Here is a 21,753-nt window from a genome sequence, read left to right as displayed (position 1 = left end):
AGTTGCATCAATATTTCTTCAATAGCGGCAGCAGAATGGTGCAGCCGATAAAGGCCATCACCACCAGGAACAGCAAGCCGTTATCCATATTGCCGGTGGCGGCGATCAGCGCCCCCATCAGCACCGGTGCCAATGCACCGGCAAAATTTCCTAACCCGTTAAAAATACCGCCAGCGGTTGCGCTCACCCGGCTGCTGGTTGCCTTGGCTAACAATGCGAAGATGTTTGGCGCACCGGCTCCCCACATAAAGGTGCTGAAAGCCATCGCGGCGATCACGCTGTAGGTGCCTTGCAGATGCAGCACGACCCCAAGACCGATACCGGCACCACACAGCGAGACAAAGCAAGCCAGCGCGCGACGATCCAGTTTGTCCGACAGCCAGGCCCCCACCACTTCACCGAACAACATGGCAATAAACGGCAATGACGACAGATAACCGGCGTGCTCCAGATGAATACCTTTGCCCTTGATCAGGTAGCTTGGTAGCCAACCGTTCATGCCCCACAGATAGGTCAGAAACGCGATATTAAACAGGCAAATCATCCAGAAATGCGGGGTGCGGAACAGCTCGCGGCGTAGCTGTTTGCGTTCGGCAATCGCCGGTTTACTGGTCGCGCTCACCGCCGGACGGGCCACGTTCAGGTGGCGCATGCCAAACAGCACCAACAGCATGACCGGCAGGGTCAGGAACGCCATAAAGAAGAAGGTGGTTTCCCAGTTAAAGCGGCTGAGGATGTACAGCGTCACCGGGAAGCCCAACGCGGCACCTAACGGCGTACCCAACAGCCATAACATGGTGGCTCGTGCCTGCAAACGTTGTGGGAAAGCCTGGCGCACAATCGCATAGGCCATAGGCAACAGTGGCCCCTCGGCGATGCCGAGCAGAATGCGCAACGTCATCATGGTGTGATAAGAGCGTGTCATTCCCATCAACACCATCAGCACGCCCCAGGTCACCATCATGCCAATCAGCACTTTGACCGGGTTCAGCCTATCGCCAATGCAGCTCAACAACATGGAAGAGAAACCGTAGGAGAACAGAAAGGCACTCATCAGCAACCCGAGCCGGGTGGGATCAAACCCAATCCCCATCGCCTGCTGAAACTCGGCGTCAGAAAACAGCGCCGCGATGCTGATCTTGTCAAAAAATGCCAGCAATACGCAGGCAAACAGGGCTGCTGGTACCGACCAACGCACGCTGGTTGGCGAATTTTCGGCAACAGCTTCCCCACCCGATCGCTGCGGGCGTCAATATCTTGCGTAGTCATGAAACGCTCCTTTAGGTCGCAATGCCGTTCAGACAGGCAATAAAACGCACGATGCTCAGGTTAAAACCCCTCTCCTTCTGGGAGAAGGAACGGGTTAGCCTAAGCTGAACCGCATTGCCCTCAGGTCCGGCGTTATTTCAACGCCATCAGAGAAAACTCCACATCCGCCAGTTGCTGCGGATCCAGTACCCGGCCACTGCTCAGCCAACGTTTACCCAGCTTGATGGTGCGTGCGTCGTTAAACGCCACCATCTGCACCAGTTGCCGGTCGGCATTGAGTGTGAAAAACACCTGTGATTGAGGTGTACGCCGCACAATATGGTGGACGCCACCGGTAGGGACGCCGAGAATTTGAATATTGGCGTCGTATTGATCTGACCATAGCCAGGCCACATCGTCGTAAGGCGCGGCAAACCCATCCAGCATTGCACAAGCGGTGCTGATCGCCTGATTCTGTGCATAAGCCCAGGATTGCAGGCACAGGCCAAGCGTTGGATGGCGTGCTACGTCACCGGCGGCAAAAATGGCCGGGTGGCTGGTGCGCCCTTGCCCATCCACGACGATCCCGGCATCAACCCGTAACCCGGCGCTATGCGCCAGCTCCAGGTTCAGCTCGACACCTATGCCCACCACTACCAGATCGAAAGGTTGTGCCGCACTGCTGGTGCTGCCAACCCAGGCTTCACCAGCGCGATCTTCAAGCGTAATTTCGCCGCAGTCGCAGTGCACGGTTACGCCTTGCTGTTGATGCAGTTCCAGCAAGGCCTGTGAAACGTCGGCCCCAACGCTGCGCATGCACAACGCCGGTTGGCGTTCAAATACCTGGACTTCAACCCCCAGCTTGCGTGCCGAGGCGGCAATTTCCAGCCCGATCCAGCCACCACCAACAATGGCCAGTTTCTGGCATTGCAGTAAACCTTGGCGCAGGCGCGCCGCATCATCCCAGGAGCGCAGGGTCATCACTCGCGGATGTTTGGCCCAACTGGCATCCGGCAGGCGTGGTCTGCCTCCGGTGGCCAGCAGTAGCTGTTCGAACTGCAACTGGCTGCCGTCGCTGAGCGTTATCGTCTGCTGTTGCGCATCAATGGCCTCGGCCCGTAATGGACGACGCCAATCGATATTCATTGCTGCAACGGCTTCTTCGCTGAACAGGCGACTCAGCGGCGCATTGCCATCCAGCAGCGCGGCCTTGGAGAGCGGTGGACGTTCGTAAAAATCATAAGGTTCGTCGCTCACCACCGTAAGCTTGCCGTTGTAGCCACGATCGCGCAGCGTTTTCGCCGCCCAACCGCCAGCCTGGCCGCCACCGACAATGACAATACCTGCACGGATTGGCTGGCTCATACTGCCCCCGGCTTCTTATGCTGGCGGCGAGTATCGTGATCGATCCCGCCTTCTACCGCCCACTCGGTAAACGACACCAGCGAATGCTCCAGTTCACGCGGCTGCCAGTTTTCCGTCAGGTAATCGTCATTGGTGTAGTATTCAAAAGCACCGCCGGTAGGGCTGTTGACATACCAGAAGTAAGCGGAGGAGATCGGGTGTCGGCCTGGGCCGATAAAGGTGCTCCACTGTGCTTTATTCATCGCGATACCGCCGCCGATCACTTCATGGATATCCCGCACGGTGAAGGCAACATGATTCAGGCCCCGTGGGCGGTTAGGCAGTTTCAGCAGGAACAGATTATGGTGGCCGCCGCGTGCCTGGGTGCGCAGGAAAACGGCGCGATCGATATAGCGATCAGAAACCTGGAAGCCCAGCAGATCGCAGTAGAAGCGTTCGGTGGCGGCCAGATCTTCAACAAAAAACACCACGTGGCCGATATTGACCGGCTCAGCTTTGGCATAAACCGGGCTAGGTTCGTCGATACGCCGGACATCGCCCCATTGGTTAATCGGCGAAACCGGCAGATCCACCGCCCGCTGTGCGCTAACCGCAAAACGCAGTGTCATCCCGTTGGGATCCTGGCATTCCAGCTCTTCCCCGACCTGACGAAAACCGGGCATCTGCGCCAACCGGGGTTGCAACGCGGCCAACGCTGCCGGGCTTTCAACCGCCCAGGTCATACGGCGCAGCGTGGAACCGGCTTCAAACGGCGCCGGTAACTTTTCGCTGTTCTGCGGATAGAGCACCACACTGGCCCCACTCAGCGTAGTGAATTCACGGCGTGGTTCGCCCCAATGTTGTAGCGTCGGTTGCAGACCAAAGTCCTGCATGAACTTTTCGCACGCTGGCAGATCTTCAACGCCAAATTCCAGCTTTTCGATTCCGGTTATGCTCATTATTGTGCCTCACGTTCTCGCTGAATGCGTTTTTCAGGCATGATCGAACCCCGCCCCATGATGGTCATGGGCCTAATCCCTACCTGAGTCAAAAATTCTGTCTGGCTGGCGAAAGTGCCTAGCCGACATTTGCCTGCGGTGGCGCACCTAAAAGGCCGGAGATTTTCACTGCGGCATCCCGTACGTCGATGCGCAACCGTTCGCGATCCGCTTTGGGGATCTCCTCGAACGGCACCATAATACTGACCACTGCCTCCACCCGCTGTTCACGGTTAAAGATCGGATAAACGATCGAGGAAATGCCGAGGCGGAAGAAGGACTCGCCAATCACATAGCCCCGGGCCTTATCCTGTTGCACCATCTGCCATAGCGCTTCACGGTTGGCTGGCGTGCCCGGCGCCGTATCGGGTAAGGTTTCATTTGGGAACAGGCGATCGAACTCTTCGCGGCTGGTGCTGGTCAGCAACATGCGGCCAAGAGAAGTGCGATGGACCGGCAAACGGGTTCCTACACTGACCTGATTGATCTGCGAACCAACGGCACTGACGCGGGCGATATAGATAACGTCGTGCCCATCGCGGATCGCCAGGTGGCTGCTGCATTGGCTGTGATCGCGCAGTTGCTCAATCACCGGCTGGCCAGCCTGGGCGACGTCCAGCGAGGCGATATATTCAAAGCCCAACCGCAGCACTTTGATCCCCAGCGCAAAGGTATTGGTGCGCGGATTGCGCTCCAGGAACCCCAAATGTTCCAGCGTCTGCACGACCCGGTAGGCAGTCGCCTTCGGCATATCGACCAGGCGATGTAATTCTGCGAAGGTCATTTCCTTATGCTGCTCGCCAAATGCCAACAGCAGTTGTAACCCGCGATCCAACCCCGGGATCAGATATTTACACGCTTGATCGTCTGCCATGTGCTTCCCTCAAAATGTTTGCCTGTCCGTCAGGCGGTCAGTTAAACACGAAACCGCCGTTGACCGGTATCAGTTGGCCGGTAACAAAATTCGCCAATGGCGACAGCAGGTAAAGCACGCTGCCGGTGACATCGTCCGGGTGCTGCGCCCCAACCAGCGCCCGGCCCTGCTCATACAACTGATGGCGTTCGGCTGGCACGTATTCGGTGGCTTCGACTCGCGTCAGGCCTGGTGCAATAGCGTTGACACAAATCCCCTGCGGCCCAAGTTCACGCGCCATGGAGCGGGTCATTGAGATGATCGCCCCTTTACTTGCTACATAGGCCATCAACCTTGGCGCGCCCCACAAGGCAGTATCCGAGGCGACGTTAACGATTTTGGCATGGGGCGTCTGGGCCAGCAGCGGAACCGCCGCCTGGCTCACCAACCAGGTTCCACGCACGTTGACCTGCATTACCCTGTCCCACAGATCAATGTCGTATTCCATCATGGTTTTTCCGCCCACGCCGGTCGCCAGCGCCGCGTTATTCACCAGCCCATCGATTGCGCCACCTTCAGCTATCGCGCTGAACGCTGCGCTGATAGATTGCGGTGACGCCAGATCGATCACCTGCGTTTCCACCTGCGCCCCCTGCTCCCGCAGGCTGGCGGCGCTATCGCGCAGCTCTTGTGCCAGAATATCGCACATCACCACGCTGGCCCCGGCCTGAGCGACCGCAGCGGCAAAGCTGCGCCCCAGGCCGCGCGCCGCGCCGGTGACAACAATACGTTTTCCTGCCAGCAGGCCGTTCACTGCGCTGCCTCCAGCTCGCTTAGGATCGCCAGCTGTTTTTGTGCTTCTTTCTGCATCATACGACGCAGGCGGGATAACCCGACGTCGTGCTGATAGAGGTATTCCTGGCCACGCGCGTTGGGTGCCATGCTCTCCAGCACGATGCGATCCTGCTCAAGAACATCCCAGTGCAGTTCTTCCAGACGGTTGCGATACATAAAGCGCCATGCATCACGCTGCCAGTCTTTCACTTTGCGGATACGCCAGAAGAATACGCGGCAGTGATCTTTGTCTTCCGGCACCACCATACCAATGATCCAGAAGTGGCCACCTGGCCCGAAGCGTTTCTTGTACGGGATCGACAGACGCATCCAATAGGCGCCGCTGCTGCCAAACTCCACCCAGTCGAAGTTCACGCCGATCTGGCCGTTCTTTTTAAAGATGAAACCGCTGTCGGTTGGCTCCAGCGCCATATCTGCCTTGCGATCCCCTTCCGCCATCGAGTGCGATGAAGAGTGCAGGTAGGTGCCATGCATCGGATCCATAACGTTTTCCAATGCATACTGATAGTTGCAGTTCCAACTGGCGGTACACAGGAAGTTGCTATAGTTCTCTTCATCTGCCAGTTCCTGCGGGAAGACCAGCTCGGCAGGTTCTTCATCGGCGGTCACGCCGAAATAGAGGAACACCGCGCCATAGGCTTCTTTCGCCGGATATGAGCGCAGGCATTTCTGTCCAACCAATGGGCAGCGATCCACCGCAGGGACATCTTTGACCGTGCCATCACCGCCCACTTCTACGCCGTGATACCAGCAGGCAATGCGATCGCCGAGGTTCCAGCCCATTGAAAGACGAGCACCGCGATGAGGGCAGCGATCTTCCAGCGCGTGGAGCCCCCTGCGCTGTCGCGCCAGACCACGATCTGTTGCTCAAGGCGGGTGATCCCAACAGGGTTATTGCCCACTTCCCAACTGGCCAGGACCGGGTACCACATACCGCGTAACCCCTGATCCAGGTAATTTTGTACCGTCTGCGCGGAGGATGTTGAGTTAGCTGTCATTGTCTTCTCCCTATGCGGCTCAGAAACCGTTAACGTGAAGGAATTCGCGAAACGCGGCTTCATTCCATGGCTGACCATTGCGATCGAACAGGCGGCGCTGATTGAGTGCGCTGACGATGTGATCCAGCTCCTCCGCGCCCTGTTCGAAGATCTCTTCCAACGCGGCAACCAGAGCCGTTTCAAAACCATCCGGTACTCGCGCACGGTTTTGCCAGATCACATTCTGGAACTGGCCGGGTTGATGGATCTGGCCGTTGCCACCTTCACGGGCCGGGATCACCTGTTGTGTATCCGGCAGCCAGGGGTTGAAATCGGTGATGTGCTGCATGCTTATTCCTCCGCAATAAAGGTGATTTGGATTTGATTGTCGATCACCCGGGTAGGGTAGATTTGCAGATCACGGCCACCTGGTTCGCGCAGGCATTGACCGGTACGCACATCGAACACAGCTTCGTGCAGCGGGCACTCCACTTTTCCGTCATCAACAAACCCTTGGCTGAGCAAGGCATAGGCATGAGGGCAAACGTCTTCCAGCGCGTAATATTGACCATCAATCAAATAAACGCCGACCTCTTTTCCCTCTACATTAGCGGAGAAAGGAAAATCTTCTTTTACCTGAGACACTTCGCACACTTTCTTCCAGCTCATTGCTTCTGTCCTCTATCTGATTGTTTCATATATGAAACTCAGTTTCTTATTTAATACAGTCACTATAGGTATGGCGAATGTTTCGTCAAGCCAACAAAGAGAGAATTGTTAATGATTGGTTATTTTAAGGTTACAACTGCGGAGTGGATCACGAAAAAAATGAAATGAAGAGAAAGGTGAAAGCAAACGGCCCCGGTCATAGAGACCAGGGCCGTATATAGGCGACTAAATTGTTATAAGCGTAAGGGTTGCCAGCCAGCTCACCCGTTCCCTCTCCCACGGGAAGAAGGAGCCAAACAGTGCTCGTGATTGACCCCAAGGCCACCAGCAAACTCGGTCTGTTCCGCTTGATCCTCTCTAAAAGGAAGAGGCATGACTACAGGCATCATGGCCACTGCCAGGCTTATCAACGCCCTTTCTTTTTACGGCCAGGCTGAGCAAAACGCTTGCGGGCAGGTGCAGCGCCCGCAGGTTTAGCGGCACTTTTCGGCCCATTGCCCGCAGGTTTTTTCACTGCAGGTTTGGCTTTCTTCGCCGGTTTGGCCTCTGACGAGGAATCTTCAATCAGTTTAAACAGATCAACCAACTCATCGTCAGTCAGATCGCGCCATTCGCCCAAAGGGAGCCCGGACAGGCCAACATTCATGATGCGGGTGCGTTCCAGCTTGGTAACCTCATAGCCAAAATGCTCACACATGCGGCGGATCTGACGGTTAAGCCCCTGCACCAACACGATACGAAACACAAACGGGGCTTCTTTCTTCACCTTACATTTTTTGGTTACCGTGCCCAGCATCGGCACACCGGCACCCAGGCCACGGATAAAGTCGTCGGTTACCGGTTTATTGACCGTAACCAGATACTCTTTCTCGTGATCATTGCCAGCGCGCAGGATCTTGTTCACCAGATCGCCATGGTTGGTGAGGAAAATCAGCCCCTGAGAGTCTTTATCCAGGCGCCCGATCGGGAAGATACGGGTACTGTGGTTAACAAAATCGACAATGTTGTCTTTTTCGCCGTCTTCCGTGGTGCTGACAATACCAACAGGTTTGTTCAACGCAATAAAGATCAGGTTGTCTTCGTTACGCGGTTCAATCAGTTGGCCATTGACCTTGACCACATCCCCAGCAAATACCCGATCGCCAAGCGCAACACGCTTACCATTGATAAAAACATTGCCCTGTTCGATATAACGATCGGCATCACGGCGAGAGCAGATGCCGCTCTCGCTTATATATTTGTTAAGACGTGTAGATGGTTTTGTCAGCATGGTTCCTCCGTAAACGCGGAATATTGGGACTTAGCGCTGCTTTTTCGCTGCTTGCAGATACAGCATTTCCAACCCCAGGGTCGCCGCCGCCAGGGCGGTGATCTCGGACTGATCGTAGGCCGGAGCCACTTCGACCACGTCCATACCCACGATATTCAGAGACTGCATGCCACGCACCAGTTTCAGAGCGCGATCTGAAGTCAGGCCGCCAATCACTGGGGTGCCGGTACCCGGTGCAAAAGCCGGATCCAGGCAGTCGATATCGAAGGTCAGATAAACCGGCATATCGCCGACGATCTGCTTGATCTGAGTCAGCAGATCGTCCACGCTGCGGTCGTTGACCTGCGCAGCATCCAGCACGGTGAAGCCGTTGTCACGATCGAACTCGGTGCGGATACCGATCTGCACCGAGTGATTAGGATCGATCAGGCCCTCGTTCGGCGCATGGAAGAACATGGTGCCATGGTCAAACTTGCTGCCGTTGGCATAGGTGTCAGTGTGGGCATCAAAATGCACCAGCGCCATTTTGCCAAAGTGTTTGGCATGGGCACGCAGCAGCGGCAGGGTGACAAAGTGATCACCACCGAAAGAAAGCATGCGTTTACCCGCTTTCAGCAGCCTTTCTGCATGCGCCTGCAGCTTGTCGCTCATGTCTTGCGCATCGCCGAAGTTAAATACGATGTCACCACAATCGACGACGTTCAGTCGATCGCGCAGATCGAAGCTCCACGGCCAGCGAGCCCCTTCCCATGCCAGGTTGGTGGATACCTGGCGGATAGCGGCCGGGCCGTGGCGGCCACCAGCGCGGCCAGAGGTAGCCATATCAAATGGAATACCGGTGATGACCCACTCTGCATCGCTGTCGTAAGGCATGAAGTTCAGCGGAAAGCGCAGGAAACCGAAGGCGTTGGACACTAAAGAATTATCGGACTGATGGCCTAAGGTGCTCATAGTTAACCTCATATTTCAACGGTTCGCCCCTAGCCAAACGCTTGGGCGTTAATAAAAAAATCCCTCCCGCGTCGTTAGCCCGACGAGAAAGGGATTGATTCGATATCTGTGCTACTGATGGGGCGAATTATCGCCGTATTACGTTCACTGTTCAAGAGACTCGTCGCTACCAAGTATAGAAGCCATCCTTCCGCCCTCCAATGCCACTACCCTGTCGGCGCAAGCGCTGGTTTCTGGCCGGTGAGCGCTCAATCAAACGGCCAAGCCCCGGTTGCGTAACGTATTGCCGATCATGATTTCGTTGGTCACAGTGGGTACTTATTTGTTAGCACCCACGTTATTAAATCCATTTTCATCTTGTTTACGCTGTTAAAACCATCATGGTTATCATTACTTAATGTGGGTGTTATCGAAAGCTAAGGAATAAAAACCGAGTACTTTACTCATTACCAGTAAAAAATTGATAACCCAATAAAAAAGCCACCTCCGAAGAAATGGCTTTTATATTAACAACTCACTAAAACTGCAGGGTTAGTGATCAGCCACCAATACCGCATCCGTACGATATTGTGTTGGGAACAGTTGCTGTAGCTGTTTAATCTTCGGCAAGTCATTCACCACGATATAGGGTTGTTCGGGGTGATTGGTTAAATAATTTTGATGGTAACTCTCAGCCGGGTAAAAATGGCCGTTTTCCTCAATACTTGTCACCAAGGGTTTGGCAAAGCGTTTGCTGTCATTCAACTGTGCGATGTAGGCTTTGGCAACCTGTTGTTGTGACGCAGTCAGTGGAAAAATAGCGGAGCGGTATTGTGTGCCGCTGTCTGGTCCTTGGCGATTAAGTTCAGTAGGGTTGTGGGCCACCGAGAAATAGATTTGCAGCAGTTGTCCATAGGAAATCTGTTCAGGATCGAAAGTCACCTGCACCGCTTCTGCATGGCCGGTATTCCCATCGCTCACGCTATCATAATTAGCCGTTTGAGCAGCGCCACCGGCATAGCCCGATACGGCGTTGGTCACGCCCTTAACATGCTGGAATACCCCTTGCACGCCCCAGAAACAGCCACCGGCAAAGAGTGCGGTTTCGGTGCGCGCCGCTGAAGGGGCTTCATCTTGAGCTGGTGCAGGGATCGCTACTGCCGTCTCCGTATCGCCAAGCGGCCAGGCCAGCGCCCGAAAACAAAGTACCGCCGCCACCAATACTGCGCCCCAGATGCCATACCAGGGTAAGAAGGCCGCCAGCCTATTTGCATTTTTCATCATATCCTCACTGTTCTGGTTAAGCCGACTGTGGAGTAAACTGCATGGCCAACCCATTCATGCAGTAGCGTAAGCCGGTGGGTTTTGGCCCATCATCAAACACATGCCCCAAATGCCCACCGCAACGGCTGCAATGTACTTCGTCGCGAACCATACCCAGTGAGCTGTCCCGGCGGGAGGCAACCGCCTTTTCAAGTGGCTGCCAGAAGCTGGGCCAGCCGGTATGGCTGTCGAACTTGGTGTGGGAAGAGAACAGCGGCAGGTTGCAACCCGCACAAGAGAACACCCCACTGCGGTGTTCATCGTTCAACGGGCTGCTGTAAGGTGGTTCAGTCCCCTCTTCCCGCAAAATAGCGTACTGCCCGGCAGAGAGCCGCTGTCGCCACTCATCTGCGGTATAGTTAACAGCAAATTGTTCAGCCATCGCGGAGCGGGAAAAGAGCGCAGGTAGCAACCCCACGGCATAGGCTGCGGAAAGCGCACCACCGCCCAAAATGAAAAATCGTCTGTTGACCATCATCATCACCTCCAGAAATAGAGAACCGATGATGACAACCTACAAGGAAACGTCTGGCCAAATCCTCACGGAGAGTTCACAAATTTGTGATAATTTGGGAGGCATCGGAGCTTTTCTCCTTAACCGCTTGAATAATAAAATTAACTCAGACCACGGACTCGGCCTGATAAAAGAACTATCAGAAGATTCAGCAAGTCAGAAGTAAACTATTAGCGGATTGGAGCAGTTTGAGCGCTGGGATAGAAATGGATAAGTTTACTTTGGCGGGATTTTTACCAGACAGGTAACCCCGATTATTAGATGAAAAATGCCCGATCACAGTGGATTCGTTATTCGCTATGAAGCTAGCTGGATTGACTCAACCTATTTAAGGTAAAGGTTGAGCACTCATATAGCGCTCAACCTTTCAGTCCTTAATTATTCATCTTCGAGATAAGTATAGCCATACAGACCGGCTTCAAACTCTTCCACAAATTGCGCCTGCAATTCGCTGTCCAGATCGGTCTCTTTAACCTGATCGCGGAATTTCGCCAGCAGTGCGATCGGATCGAGCTGCACGTATTCCAGCATATCGGCCACGGTGTCGCCTTCATCAGAAAGTTCGGTTTCTACAGTGCCATCCGGGAATACAAACACATCCACTGAAGCGGTATCACCGAACAGGTTATGCATATTGCCCAGGATCTCCTGATAGGCCCCCACCATGAAGAAACCTAACGCTGGCGGGTTTTCCGGATCGTACGGCGGCATCGGCATGGTCGTTGCCACACCGTCACCATCGATATAATGATCGATGGTGCCATCAGAATCACAGGTGATATCCAGCAGCACGGCACGGCCTTCCGGTGGCTTGTCCAACCCTTCCAGCGGCAATACCGGGAACAGTTGATCGATACCCCAGGCATCCGGCATCGACTGGAACAAGGAGAAGTTGACGTAGAACTTGTCCGCCATCCGCTCTTGCAGTTCATCAATGATTGGACGGTGCGCGCGATTGCTGGGATCGAGCTGCTGCTGGATGCGGTTGCAGATGTTCAGATACAGTTGCTCCGCATAGGCGCGCTTGGTCAGATCCAGCATGCCGTGTGCATACTGCGTGTGTACATCGTGCAGATCCATCTGGCTGTCGTGCAACCACTCGCGCAGTGAACGCCGGTTTTCCGGCTCGTTCAATTCCAGCCAGGTTTCCCACATGCTTTCCAACGCACGCGGCGCATCCTCTACCGGCGGAACCGGCTCACAGAATTCATTACGCTCAACGCCGATCACGTTAGAAACCAGCACCGTATGATGGGCGGTAACCGCACGGCCAGACTCGGTGATCACCGTCGGGTGCGGCAGGCCATGTTCATTACAGGCATCACCGATCCCCCAGATCACGTTGTTGGCGTATTCATTCAGCCCATAGTTGACCGAGCAATCAGATTGCGAACGGGTGCCTTCATAGTCGACGCCCAAACCGCCACCGACGTCGAAGCACTGAATGTTAACGCCCAGCTTATGCAGTTCTACGTAGAAACGTGCAGATTCCCGTACGCCCGTGGCGATATCGCGAATATTGGCCAACTGTGAACCGAGATGGAAATGCAGTAATTGCAGGCTGTCCAGGCGGCCCGCTTCTCGCAGGGTTTCCACCAGTTTCAGAACCTGAATCGCCGCCAGGCCGAACTTGGACTTTTCCCCCCACTCGACTGCCATTTGCCAGCGCCTTGCGACGCCAGCCGTGCACGTACACCCAGACGGGGAACCACGTTCAGACGTTCGGCTTCTTCCAGTACCAGTTGGATTTCCGACATCTTTTCGATCACCAGGTACACTTTATGCCCCAGCTTTTCGCCGATCAGCGCCAGACGAACATATTCACGGTCTTTATAGCCGTTACAGACGATCACTGAGCGGGTCATACCGGCATGGGCCAATACCGCCATCAGTTCCGCCTTGGAGCCCGCTTCCAGCCCCAGAGGTTCACCGGAATTGACCAGTGATTCAATCACGCGGCGGTGCTGGTTAACCTTGATCGGGTAAACCAGGAAATAGCCGCCTTCATAGCCGAATGACTCGCGCGCGCGTTTAAATGCGGCGTTAATGGAACGCAGGCGATGCTGGAGGATCTGCGGGAAGCAGAACAAGGCAGGCAGGCGCTGGCCATCCTTTTGGCGTTCTTTCACCAGTTCGGCCAGATCGACACGCGCATGCGGGACGTCCGGATCCGGGCAAACGCTGATATGGCCCAGTTCATTGACGTCAAAATAATTGTTGCCCCAGTAGGCGACGTTATAAGTGCGCAGCATTTTGCTGGCATTAAGATCATTCATGGCAACCTCCTGCATGGAGCGTAAAGATAATTTTTCACCCGCTACTGACGGGCATTGGCCCAGCATATCATCAGACATTATTCGCCTCACATTGCATGCTGGCGACAAAGTCTGCCACTATCGCAGCTACTTCCCGCGAGAACAACCCGGAAACACCCCATTTTAGCAGTGAATTCATCTGCCGTTCGTGGTCAGCGATCGGTTTATACCCAATAGATTTATTGTAAGACACCCTGTTCAAACCTCGTGAATCGGGTCAAGAAACATCCCACAGGAAGGCTGCAGGCTACCCTTGTTCAGTTCTTCAGACGACCGTTAGCCGGCCCGAGAATCCTGAGTAGCGCCCAGATGCGTGTAACATCGGGTAGATGGTGTAGAGACAAGACGGGGAATAGCAGAAGAATGCGCGCCAGAACGGCACTGCTGTTGAGAACCAACAACCGGTAGACAACGGATCATTAATCCAACCACCTCCACGCACGTCGCTCGTGATGAACGACTAAGCCTCTATATAGTGTAAGAACATGAACGTTCAATGAAGCGGCGGCCCCGTTATCGGGTACCTACGGCTGGAATTCACCGCGCGCGCAGTTTATACCGAACACCCGGGCAAAATGCAAAATGAAAATTCGCCAGAAACTGTTTCAAGCGATGAAAATGGCGAGTAGCGCTTTGCGCAAAAGAGCTAGAAGGTAAAAAAATACTGGCATTCCGGCTAAAGCCTGACCTAAAATAGACGTCCAGATGTTAATCCATCTATACTGATTAACCGATAAACTGCTTAACGGCTTTGCCTGAGGGGCGTTGCAGGATGCATCTCGCCATCAGCGGAAGACCCTTCGCTTTGATGCCCGGATCTCCAGCGCTGTGCAGTAATTTCCAACCCGTCTTATGCAAGGTAAAAGAACACCATGGCTAAACACCTCTTCACGTCTGAGTCCGTCTCTGAAGGGCATCCAGACAAAATCGCCGACCAGATCTCCGATGCCGTACTTGACGCTATTCTGGAACAAGATCCGAAAGCGCGCGTAGCCTGCGAAACCTACGTAAAAACCGGCATGGTTCTGGTTGGCGGTGAGATCACCACCAGCGCCTGGGTTGATATTGAAGAGATCACCCGCCAGACCGTACGCGAAATTGGCTATGTTCATTCCGATATGGGCTTTGACGCCAACTCCTGTGCAGTGTTGAGCGCCATCGGTAAACAATCCCCAGATATTAATCAGGGTGTTGACCGTAGCGATCCGTTGGAACAGGGTGCAGGCGATCAGGGCCTGATGTTTGGTTATGCCACCAACGAAACCGAAGTGCTGATGCCTGCGCCAATCACTTATGCTCATCGCCTGGTTCAGCGCCAGTCTGAAGTTCGCAAGAACGGCACGTTGTCATGGTTACGCCCGGATGCCAAAAGCCAGGTCACCTTCCAGTATGATGACGGCAAAATCGTGGGTATCGATGCCGTGGTGCTTTCTACCCAGCATTCCGACGATATCGCGCTGAAAGATCTGCAAGAAGCGGTGATGGAAGAGATCATCAAACCGGTTCTGCCAGCCGAGTGGCTGACCGCAAACACCAAATATCACATCAACCCGACAGGCCGTTTTGTTATCGGTGGCCCAATGGGCGACTGTGGTCTGACTGGCCGCAAGATCATCGTTGATACCTACGGCGGCATGGCTCGTCACGGTGGTGGCGCGTTCTCGGGCAAGGATCCTTCCAAAGTTGACCGTTCTGCGGCCTATGCGGCGCGTTACGTGGCAAAAAACATCGTTGCCGCTGGCTTGGCCGATCGCTGTGAAATCCAGGTTTCTTACGCCATCGGCGTTGCGGAGCCAACCTCCATCATGGTGGAAACCTTCGGTACCGAGAAAGTCTCTTCCGAACAGTTGACCTTGCTGGTGCGTGAGTTCTTCGATCTGCGCCCCTATGGCCTGATCCAGATGATGGATCTGCTGCAACCGATTTACCGCGAAACCGCAGCTTACGGCCACTTTGGCCGAGAGCACTTCCCGTGGGAAGCCACCGACAAAGCAGCCCAACTGCGTGAAGCGGCTGGCCTGAAGTAAGTTTGCAGGTTAGAAGTCACAACGGCGGACCACTGGTTCGCCGTTTTTTTGTCTATCTAGAAAACCTGACGGAGTCAGGTACCTCATTCTGGCGGAACTGTATGCTGCCTCAACCGAGTCCGCATACAAAACATCCTTATGCTCGCTCGACGGTGAATGCCCGGATTAGAACCGTCTGCCGGTTCTATACCTGGGCCCAGAGACGAGGTTGGATCGATGTTTTACCGTCTCATTTTATTGAGCTTCGTTTGAGGGGCTTTCCTGGCTCATGGCAGAAGCTCGGCCGGGAAGCGTGGCCGCTAACATCCTGACGATTGCCGAGTTTGAGCATCTGCCGAGACCACTACGTCCAGATCAGCTCCGCCAGATTTTTGCTCACTTGGGCCCACCTTATCGCCTGATGGCTAAATGGGCTTTGATTACGGGGCTAAGGCGCAAAGAGTTGTGCGGGCTTGAGCTTTTTCAGGCACCGGAGACGGCCCATCTCGATGATGAGGAACACCCTCTAATCAGTTTGCCTGTGACGATCACCAAAGGGGACCGGTCGCGTACCGTTTACCCACCGATCCGACTGCTTGATCGTAAACAACATTACATTGACGAAGTCAGAGGGCCGCAGCTCCGGCTATTGCGCCGGCGGCAGCCGGATCATCCCTTGCCCTCGGCTTTATTCCTCAATACTCGGGGGCGTGCTGCTCAAACGTTACATTGATGCTGATGCTGACGCAGAGCGGCATAAACACCACAATGCCCGGTTGCTCGCGGACAAAGCCCACGCACAGATTGCTGTCCTTCGAGGGCCTAAACCTGGCCCTTAAATCGGTCTTCAGCCAACGTTGTCAGTTGGCTTAGCAAACACCATAAAGCCAAGTCGGTGGCTGATGGTGGGAGAGGTTCGGGGATGCCCAATCAGGCTATCGCAATACCGTTTCCGGTCACCTAATGGTTGATCAAAAATAAATCACTGGACTTTTGCTGACAAATATTTACACTTTGCAACCAACATAGTGTAATGATAATGAGTCTCATTTGCGTATAAACAAGGAATGTTGTTCATTGGCCGTCTGGCTTGGGCTGTCCGGCCTGGCGCAAGCAGCGCCCGCCATGAACCCCGCCGACCAGGACAGTATCGAGCAGCGGCAGAAAGCCCTGCTGGAGCAGGCGCAGCAGCAGCGAAACGACCTGCAGAATACCACCGACCTGCCGTCTTTACCGCTGCCCGCGCCGGACACGGAAGATAAAACCGGCCATTACGTCAACCGCATTGCCTTTCAGGGCGCAAAACATCTTTCCTGGTCGGTGAAAGATATGTTGGCATCTCCCTATCAGGGCCGCTGCCTGACGCTATCGCGCATCAACAACCTGGTGCGCGATACCACCAATGCCTATATCACGCGAGGCTATGTCACGTCGCAGGCCTGGCTGCCGGAACAGGATATCGCCGGTGGTGAAATGACTGTCGCCATCAGCGAGGGGCGCATTGAGGGTATCAGTCTGGATGGACAGGAAACCCTGGCGCTTAAAATGGCGTTTCCCGATCTGGTCGGCCGAGTGCTTAACCTGCGTGATATCGAGCAGGGCATGGAGCAGCTCAACCGACTACCCTCGCAGCAGGTCGCCATCGATATCCAGCCCGGCAAACAGCCCGGCTATTCCTCGGTGGTCTTGCGCCGTACGGCAACCCACCTACCTGTCTCGCTCTCCTTCGGTATCGACAACAGCGGCCAGAAAAGCACCGGCACCGGGCAAATGAATGCCAGCGTGGTGCTGGATAACCCGTTGCACCTGGCCGAACAGTGGTCGCTGTCAGCCTCACGGGATGATGAATTTCACCACGACCGCCGCAGCCGCAGCCTGAACGGCAGCGTTTCTGTTCCCTACGGTTACTGGCTGTTCAGCTACCAGGCCGCCTGGAATGACTTTTATCAACACATCCCCATTCAGGATAGTAGAGGTTCTTGACAACAACGACGTAATGCTGATCCCCGGGAGGTTGAAATGATGGATGAAGAACGTATGACTTACGGTGAAATAAGAGAAATGGTACTGGGATGTTTCTATGATTGCTGTAGAAACATACTTTACATTAACAAAAAGACCGGTGAAAAATCATCTTATGATGGCTTAGAAATTGGGTATGCATCCTATCAATGCGAAAACACGCCTTTTTCGCCGATAGAAAAGCTAATGTTCGAGGTATTTACTCTAATTTTAAGGGCCGGAAGAGGGCCGAAGAAAGCAGAGGATATCACTCGCGACGCTATTACTTTGATTATAAAAGAAACCCCTTTGAATCTTCTCATTGAAGACATCTCTGATGACGAAAAAAGGAACTTGCTTTATGATATGGAGCTGCTTGGATTGCTTGAGAAACCTGAGTAACCTTCCCGCTCCCAACAGTTTGAGATTAAGCACGTTTTGCGCATGCAGGTGCTAGCTAAGGTAAAAAAATAACACTGCAAGCCAGGATTGTCAGAAATCCAACGCCCTTACGAACGGCTCTTTAGAGCCGTTTTTTATGGTTTCTATTCCTGCCTTTCCTGAAAATACACGTCAAAACAAAGCCTTTCATTAAAGAATAATAATATCAATGATATTGCCTGTAAGGGGACACATAAAGCATAACCTAAGATATGCAACCAGCTGAGAAAACCAGGGCGCAGCAATGTTGAGCCCCAGTGGCAATTATCTGGCATCAAACGCTGACTACGAGGTTTGTTTACGCAGCAGATACACGAAGTACGGGGCACCGATAAAGGTCGCCAGCAGCCCGGCAGGGATTTGATAAGGGAACATCACCATCCGGCCACACCAATCCGCAAACACCATCAGCAGGCCGCCTAGTAACGCAGCAATCACCATCTGTGGCAGCGCACGGCGGAAACCAAGCATGCGCGCCATATGTGGGGCCATCAGACCGATAAAGCTCAACGGGCCAACGGTCAGTGTTGCCATCGCTGTCAATGTTGCTGCCAACAGCAAAATGGTCAACCGGGTTGGGGTTAAGGCGATACCCACAGACCGTGCAGTCGCGCCCCCCAATGGCAGGATCGTCAACCAACGCCGACATAACGGTGCCAATATAATCAACACCGCTGCGATTGCCGCCGTCCTTACCGCCTGATGAGCATCCACCGAATAGGTAGAACCAGAAATCCAGACCAACAGGCCGCCCATGCGTGGGTCACCGCTGGCAAGCAGCAGGAAGATGGTGGTCGTAAAGGCAGTGCTGAGGGCAATCCCCGCCAGCAACATACGTTCGGTAGAAAAACCGCCCCGCCCTGCGGCAATCATAATCACCAGCAACGTAGCTGCTGCCCCCAGGCTCCCGGCAGGCAGCAACCATACAAAGGCATCACCGGGTACCATAAACAACATCACCACCACGCCGAAGGCCGCACCGGAGCTGATCCCCAACACTTCCGGGCTGGACATCGGGTTACCAGTCAGTTTCTGGATCAGGGTACCCGCGACGGCCAACATCATACCGGCCGCCAATGCCGATACCACACGCGGCCAGCGCCATGGCATCAGTGCTTGCAGTTCGCTTCCCATGCTCCAGTGCCAGCCATTGGCGTTCTGCCCAAACATCAGCGCGACGGTAAGCCCGGCCAGGAGCAAGACACTACCCAATAGTATCCACACCGTCAGATGCCCGCGTTCAGCAGGCACTTTGTCGCCAAGATCCATCGGCGGTGGCGTCGCACTGCTACGCAAGCGCGGAAGTAGCCACAGTAGCAGAGGCGCACCAATCAGTGCTGTTGCCGCACCGGTAGGAATTTCACGCCATGTCTGGGTCAGTACAATCATCACCTGATCGGTCAACCACAGCAGCAATGCTCCCAAGAGCGGGGCCAGCATCATGCGGTGCGCCAAACGGCGGGCACCCAGCATCTTGGCCATCAGCGGCGCAAACAGGCCGATAAAGCCAATCACACCAACGGCGTTGACCAACATGGCGCTAAATACAATCGCCAGCGCTAACGCGGCAAAGCGTGACATCGCCAGGCCCAGACCAAGATTGCGGGCTACACCGTCATCCAGCCCCAACAGGGTTAGCGGGCGGATCAGCAATGCGGCCAGCACGGCGGCAATCAACAAGCGGGGCAGGATAAATTGCACGCTTCCCCAATCCTGTTGGTTCAGCGCGCCGGTGCTCCACAAGAACAAACCTTGCAGTTGATCGTAATTGAACAGGGCCAGCAGGCTGTTGACCGCACCGCAATACAGCCCAAGCACCAAACCGGCCAGGATCAGCGTAACCGGGGACATCCGCTTGCCCCAGGCAACGCCGAATACCACCCCACCGACCACAATTGCCCCCACCATGGCAGCCAGTTGCCGGGTCAACTCGCCCCCAGGCAACATCCATAAAGTGGCGATAGTCAGCCCAAGCTGAGCCCCTGCTGAAACCCCAAGCGTTGCAGGCTCCGCCAAGGGATTACGCAAGACCTGCTGGAACAAAACGCCCACCAGCCCCAGCCCGGCCCCCACCAGCAACGAGACCGAAAGGCGTGGCAACAGGCTGTAATGGAACAGCATCTGATTGACGTTGTCGATATCAGGCTGCGCCAACGCTTGCGACCACTGGGCCCACGGCAGTTGATGCAACAGATTGAATAGCGTCAGGCCACTTGCCGCCGCCAGCAATAGAATAATCAGCGTGATGGGCAGAATACGAAGACGTCCACTCATGAACCGATCTCCTGCGCCTGCTCAAGCAAACGGCAAAAGCGCATCGCCGACAACGTGGCACCATAAAACCACACCGCCGGCATCTGCCGCAGTTGCCCTTGGCGGACAAAGGGTAACGCCTGCCAAAGCGGTGTTGAGCTGACTTTATCCATCATGCCCTGATTGCCGTGATCGAGATAAATCGCCCGCGCGTTTTTTATCGTCGCCAGGCGTTCAATCCCCACCACCGAGGTGCCCCAAAAGTTGGTTTCACCCTGCCAGGCATTTTCGATCCCCAGTTGATCCATCACTTCCTGGAACAGGCTTTTCTGGCCGATAACCAGCACGTGGCGGGTATCCAGCAAAGAAAACAGCAGCAGCGGCTGTTGCCGATAGCCCTGCAAGCGGCTGCGAGCCTCCAGCAGGAAAAAATCAAACTGTTGTAAATGTTGCGTGGCACGCGCCTCCAGCCCAAGACGTTCGGCCAGTTGCCGTAACGAATTTCTGGCCACGGTAAGCGGTTTGCCACTGCCGTCGTTAAAGCCGAACTCCATGGTTGGGCCGATAGGCTGCAATTTTTGCGCCGATGGGCCATAACCTTTGGATAGCAGGATCAACGAGGGGCTGAGCTGTTGTAACAGCTCCAGATTGGGTTCGGTACGCTGCCCAACATCGATCACCGAGTCTGGCAATGAGGGATCTTGCACCCACAGGTTGTAGTTATGGATATCGGCAACCGCCAACGGCATCACGCCCAGCGCGATTAGCAGCTCAACGGGCAGCCATTCCAGCGCTGCAATGCGGGTGATATCGGGTGAGCCAGCCGCTCGCGTCGGTAAGGAGAACAACAGCGGAGATAACGCCATGGCCGTCAATAAACGGCGGCGCAGAGGATCATGAGAAAAATCGGCAGAAGATGGCATTAATAGACGAAGCTCACTGGTGCGCCGCCGCTCGGATGCGGCAATATCCCCATCGGAATACCGTAAATCTGTTCCAGCACCGGCCCTTGCATCAGTTCCAGTGACGAGCCCTGGGCGATCATGGCGCCCCCCGCAACGCAACCAGATGATCGCAATAGCGTGCAGCCATATTGATATCGTGCAGCACCGCAATCACCGTTAACCCACGCTCATGGCTCAGGCGTTGGATCAGGGCCAGCACTTCAACCTGGTGCGCAATATCCAATGCGGAAGTCGGTTCATCCAGCAACAGACAGCGGCTGTCCTGCGCCACCATCATCGCCAGCCAGGCGCGCTGGCGCTCACCGCCGGAAAGGCTGTCTACCAGCCGGTTGGCGAAGGGTTTCAGCCCCACCAGGGAGATAGCCTCTTCTACCAGTTCACGATCGCCCGCTTTAAAGCGGCCCAATGCACCGTGCCACGGGTAGCGGCCCACGGCGACCAGTTCACGCACCGTCATGCCTTCCGCCGCTGGCAATTGCTGTGGCAAATAGGCCACCTGACGAGCAAAGGCTTTACTGTCCCATTGCCCCAAAGGTTGCCCATTAAGTAACGCCTGGCCAGAAGTAGGATTTTGATGACGACCGAGAATTTTCAACAGCGTGGATTTGCCAGAACCATTATGGCCTATCAACCCGCAGACTTTGCCTTGGGGAAAGGATAATGACAGCGGCTGCAGCAACACGCGGCCAGGAACGGCAAAGCTCGCGCCTTCCAGTTGGAATGTGTCATCGCGGTTAAGAGGTTTATCCTGCATAGGCCCTGCTTTGTCGGGGGCGACACGCAACCGCCCC

At 54.8% G+C, this 21,753-nt stretch carries 17 protein-coding genes and 4 pseudogenes; 4 read left to right on the top strand and 17 right to left on the bottom strand.

The annotated features are described in order from the left end of the window. Positions 1-7: 7 nt before the first annotated feature. The 14 genes and pseudogenes from ACQ86O_RS10285 to ACQ86O_RS10220 form a co-directional block, all read right to left on the bottom strand. Positions 8-1,246 (bottom strand): annotated as a pseudogene (locus ACQ86O_RS10285) (MFS transporter); the annotation flags it as partial. Positions 1,247-1,401: 155 nt separating this feature from the next. Then, the gene (locus tag ACQ86O_RS10280; protein ID WP_431225135.1) at positions 1,402-2,613 is read right to left on the bottom strand and encodes an NAD(P)/FAD-dependent oxidoreductase; all 1,212 of its coding nucleotides are present in this window, start codon (positions 2,611-2,613) and stop codon (positions 1,402-1,404) included. Further along, entirely contained in the window at positions 2,610-3,551 is a 942-nt protein-coding gene (locus tag ACQ86O_RS10275) for a VOC family protein (protein WP_431225134.1), read from the bottom strand. The genes ACQ86O_RS10280 and ACQ86O_RS10275 overlap by 4 nt, the downstream gene beginning before the upstream one ends. A 118-nt stretch (positions 3,552-3,669) precedes the next feature. Continuing rightward, positions 3,670-4,464, bottom strand: coding sequence for an IclR family transcriptional regulator (locus tag ACQ86O_RS10270; protein ID WP_431225133.1), 795 nt, complete (start codon positions 4,462-4,464; stop codon positions 3,670-3,672). 37 nt (positions 4,465-4,501) lie between these two features. After that, complete coding sequence (locus ACQ86O_RS10265; RefSeq protein ID WP_431225132.1) at positions 4,502-5,257, bottom strand: SDR family oxidoreductase; 756 nt, start codon at positions 5,255-5,257, stop codon at positions 4,502-4,504. Further along, positions 5,254-6,296: pseudogene (locus ACQ86O_RS10260) on the bottom strand (Rieske 2Fe-2S domain-containing protein). The gene ACQ86O_RS10265 and the pseudogene ACQ86O_RS10260 overlap by 4 nt, the downstream one beginning before the upstream one ends. Before the next feature lie 19 nt (positions 6,297-6,315). Beyond that, the gene (locus ACQ86O_RS10255) at positions 6,316-6,624 is read right to left on the bottom strand and encodes a recombinase-like helix-turn-helix domain-containing protein (protein ID WP_431225131.1); all 309 of its coding nucleotides are present in this window, start codon (positions 6,622-6,624) and stop codon (positions 6,316-6,318) included. A 2-nt stretch (positions 6,625-6,626) separates the two neighbouring features. Next, positions 6,627-6,944: a non-heme iron oxygenase ferredoxin subunit gene (locus ACQ86O_RS10250; protein WP_431225130.1), complete on the bottom strand. Its 318-nt coding sequence runs from the start codon at positions 6,942-6,944 to the stop codon at positions 6,627-6,629. Positions 6,945-7,350: 406 nt separating this feature from the next. Next, positions 7,351-8,214, bottom strand: a complete 864-nt coding sequence (gene rluF, locus ACQ86O_RS10245; RefSeq protein WP_431225129.1) for a 23S rRNA pseudouridine(2604) synthase RluF — start codon at positions 8,212-8,214, stop codon at positions 7,351-7,353. Between the two features lie 30 nt (positions 8,215-8,244). After that, positions 8,245-9,165: an agmatinase gene (speB, locus tag ACQ86O_RS10240; RefSeq protein ID WP_431225128.1), complete on the bottom strand. Its 921-nt coding sequence runs from the start codon at positions 9,163-9,165 to the stop codon at positions 8,245-8,247. A gap of 531 nt (positions 9,166-9,696) precedes the next feature. Further along, a complete protein-coding gene (msrA, locus tag ACQ86O_RS10235) occupies positions 9,697-10,428 on the bottom strand; it encodes a peptide-methionine (S)-S-oxide reductase MsrA (RefSeq protein ID WP_431225127.1) in 732 nt (243 codons plus the stop codon). Between the two features lie 16 nt (positions 10,429-10,444). Continuing rightward, on the bottom strand, positions 10,445-10,948 hold the full coding sequence (msrB, locus tag ACQ86O_RS10230; RefSeq protein WP_431225126.1) for a peptide-methionine (R)-S-oxide reductase MsrB: 504 nt from the start codon (positions 10,946-10,948) through the stop codon (positions 10,445-10,447). Between the two features lie 411 nt (positions 10,949-11,359). Next, positions 11,360-13,335, bottom strand: a pseudogene (speA, locus tag ACQ86O_RS10225) (biosynthetic arginine decarboxylase). A gap of 237 nt (positions 13,336-13,572) precedes the next feature. Beyond that, entirely contained in the window at positions 13,573-13,716 is a 144-nt protein-coding gene (locus ACQ86O_RS10220; protein WP_431225125.1) for a hypothetical protein, read from the bottom strand. 452 nt (positions 13,717-14,168) lie between these two features. On the opposite strand from ACQ86O_RS10220, the gene metK reads away from it, so the two are divergent. From metK to ACQ86O_RS10200, 4 genes are all read left to right on the top strand, one after another. Continuing rightward, the gene (gene metK / locus ACQ86O_RS10215; protein ID WP_431225124.1) at positions 14,169-15,323 is read left to right on the top strand and encodes a methionine adenosyltransferase; all 1,155 of its coding nucleotides are present in this window, start codon (positions 14,169-14,171) and stop codon (positions 15,321-15,323) included. Positions 15,324-15,591: 268 nt separating this feature from the next. Further along, positions 15,592-16,035 (top strand): hypothetical protein, encoded by a 444-nt coding sequence (locus ACQ86O_RS10210; RefSeq protein WP_431225123.1) that lies wholly within the window; start codon positions 15,592-15,594, stop codon positions 16,033-16,035. Between the two features lie 344 nt (positions 16,036-16,379). After that, complete coding sequence (locus ACQ86O_RS10205) at positions 16,380-17,285, top strand: ShlB/FhaC/HecB family hemolysin secretion/activation protein (RefSeq protein WP_431225122.1); 906 nt, start codon at positions 16,380-16,382, stop codon at positions 17,283-17,285. A gap of 36 nt (positions 17,286-17,321) precedes the next feature. Next, on the top strand, positions 17,322-17,705 hold the full coding sequence (locus tag ACQ86O_RS10200) for a hypothetical protein (protein WP_431225121.1): 384 nt from the start codon (positions 17,322-17,324) through the stop codon (positions 17,703-17,705). Positions 17,706-18,029: 324 nt separating this feature from the next. Here ACQ86O_RS10200 and fhuB read toward each other — a convergent pair whose 3' ends face one another. The 3 genes and pseudogenes from fhuB to fhuC form a co-directional block, all read right to left on the bottom strand. Continuing rightward, positions 18,030-20,018, bottom strand: coding sequence for a Fe(3+)-hydroxamate ABC transporter permease FhuB (gene fhuB / locus ACQ86O_RS10195; RefSeq protein WP_431225120.1), 1,989 nt, complete (start codon positions 20,016-20,018; stop codon positions 18,030-18,032). Then, a complete protein-coding gene (gene fhuD, locus ACQ86O_RS10190; RefSeq protein WP_431225119.1) occupies positions 20,015-20,920 on the bottom strand; it encodes a Fe(3+)-hydroxamate ABC transporter substrate-binding protein FhuD in 906 nt (301 codons plus the stop codon). The genes fhuB and fhuD overlap by 4 nt, the downstream gene beginning before the upstream one ends. After that, positions 20,920-21,716, bottom strand: a pseudogene (gene fhuC, locus ACQ86O_RS10185) (Fe3+-hydroxamate ABC transporter ATP-binding protein FhuC). Before fhuC ends, fhuD begins: the two are co-directional and overlap by 1 nt. Positions 21,717-21,753: the final 37 nt, after the last annotated feature.

The organism is Serratia sp. L9 (assembly GCF_050632285.1).
Lineage (GTDB): Bacteria > Pseudomonadota > Gammaproteobacteria > Enterobacterales > Enterobacteriaceae > Chania.
This window is presented reverse-complemented; position numbering and strand designations above follow the sequence as displayed.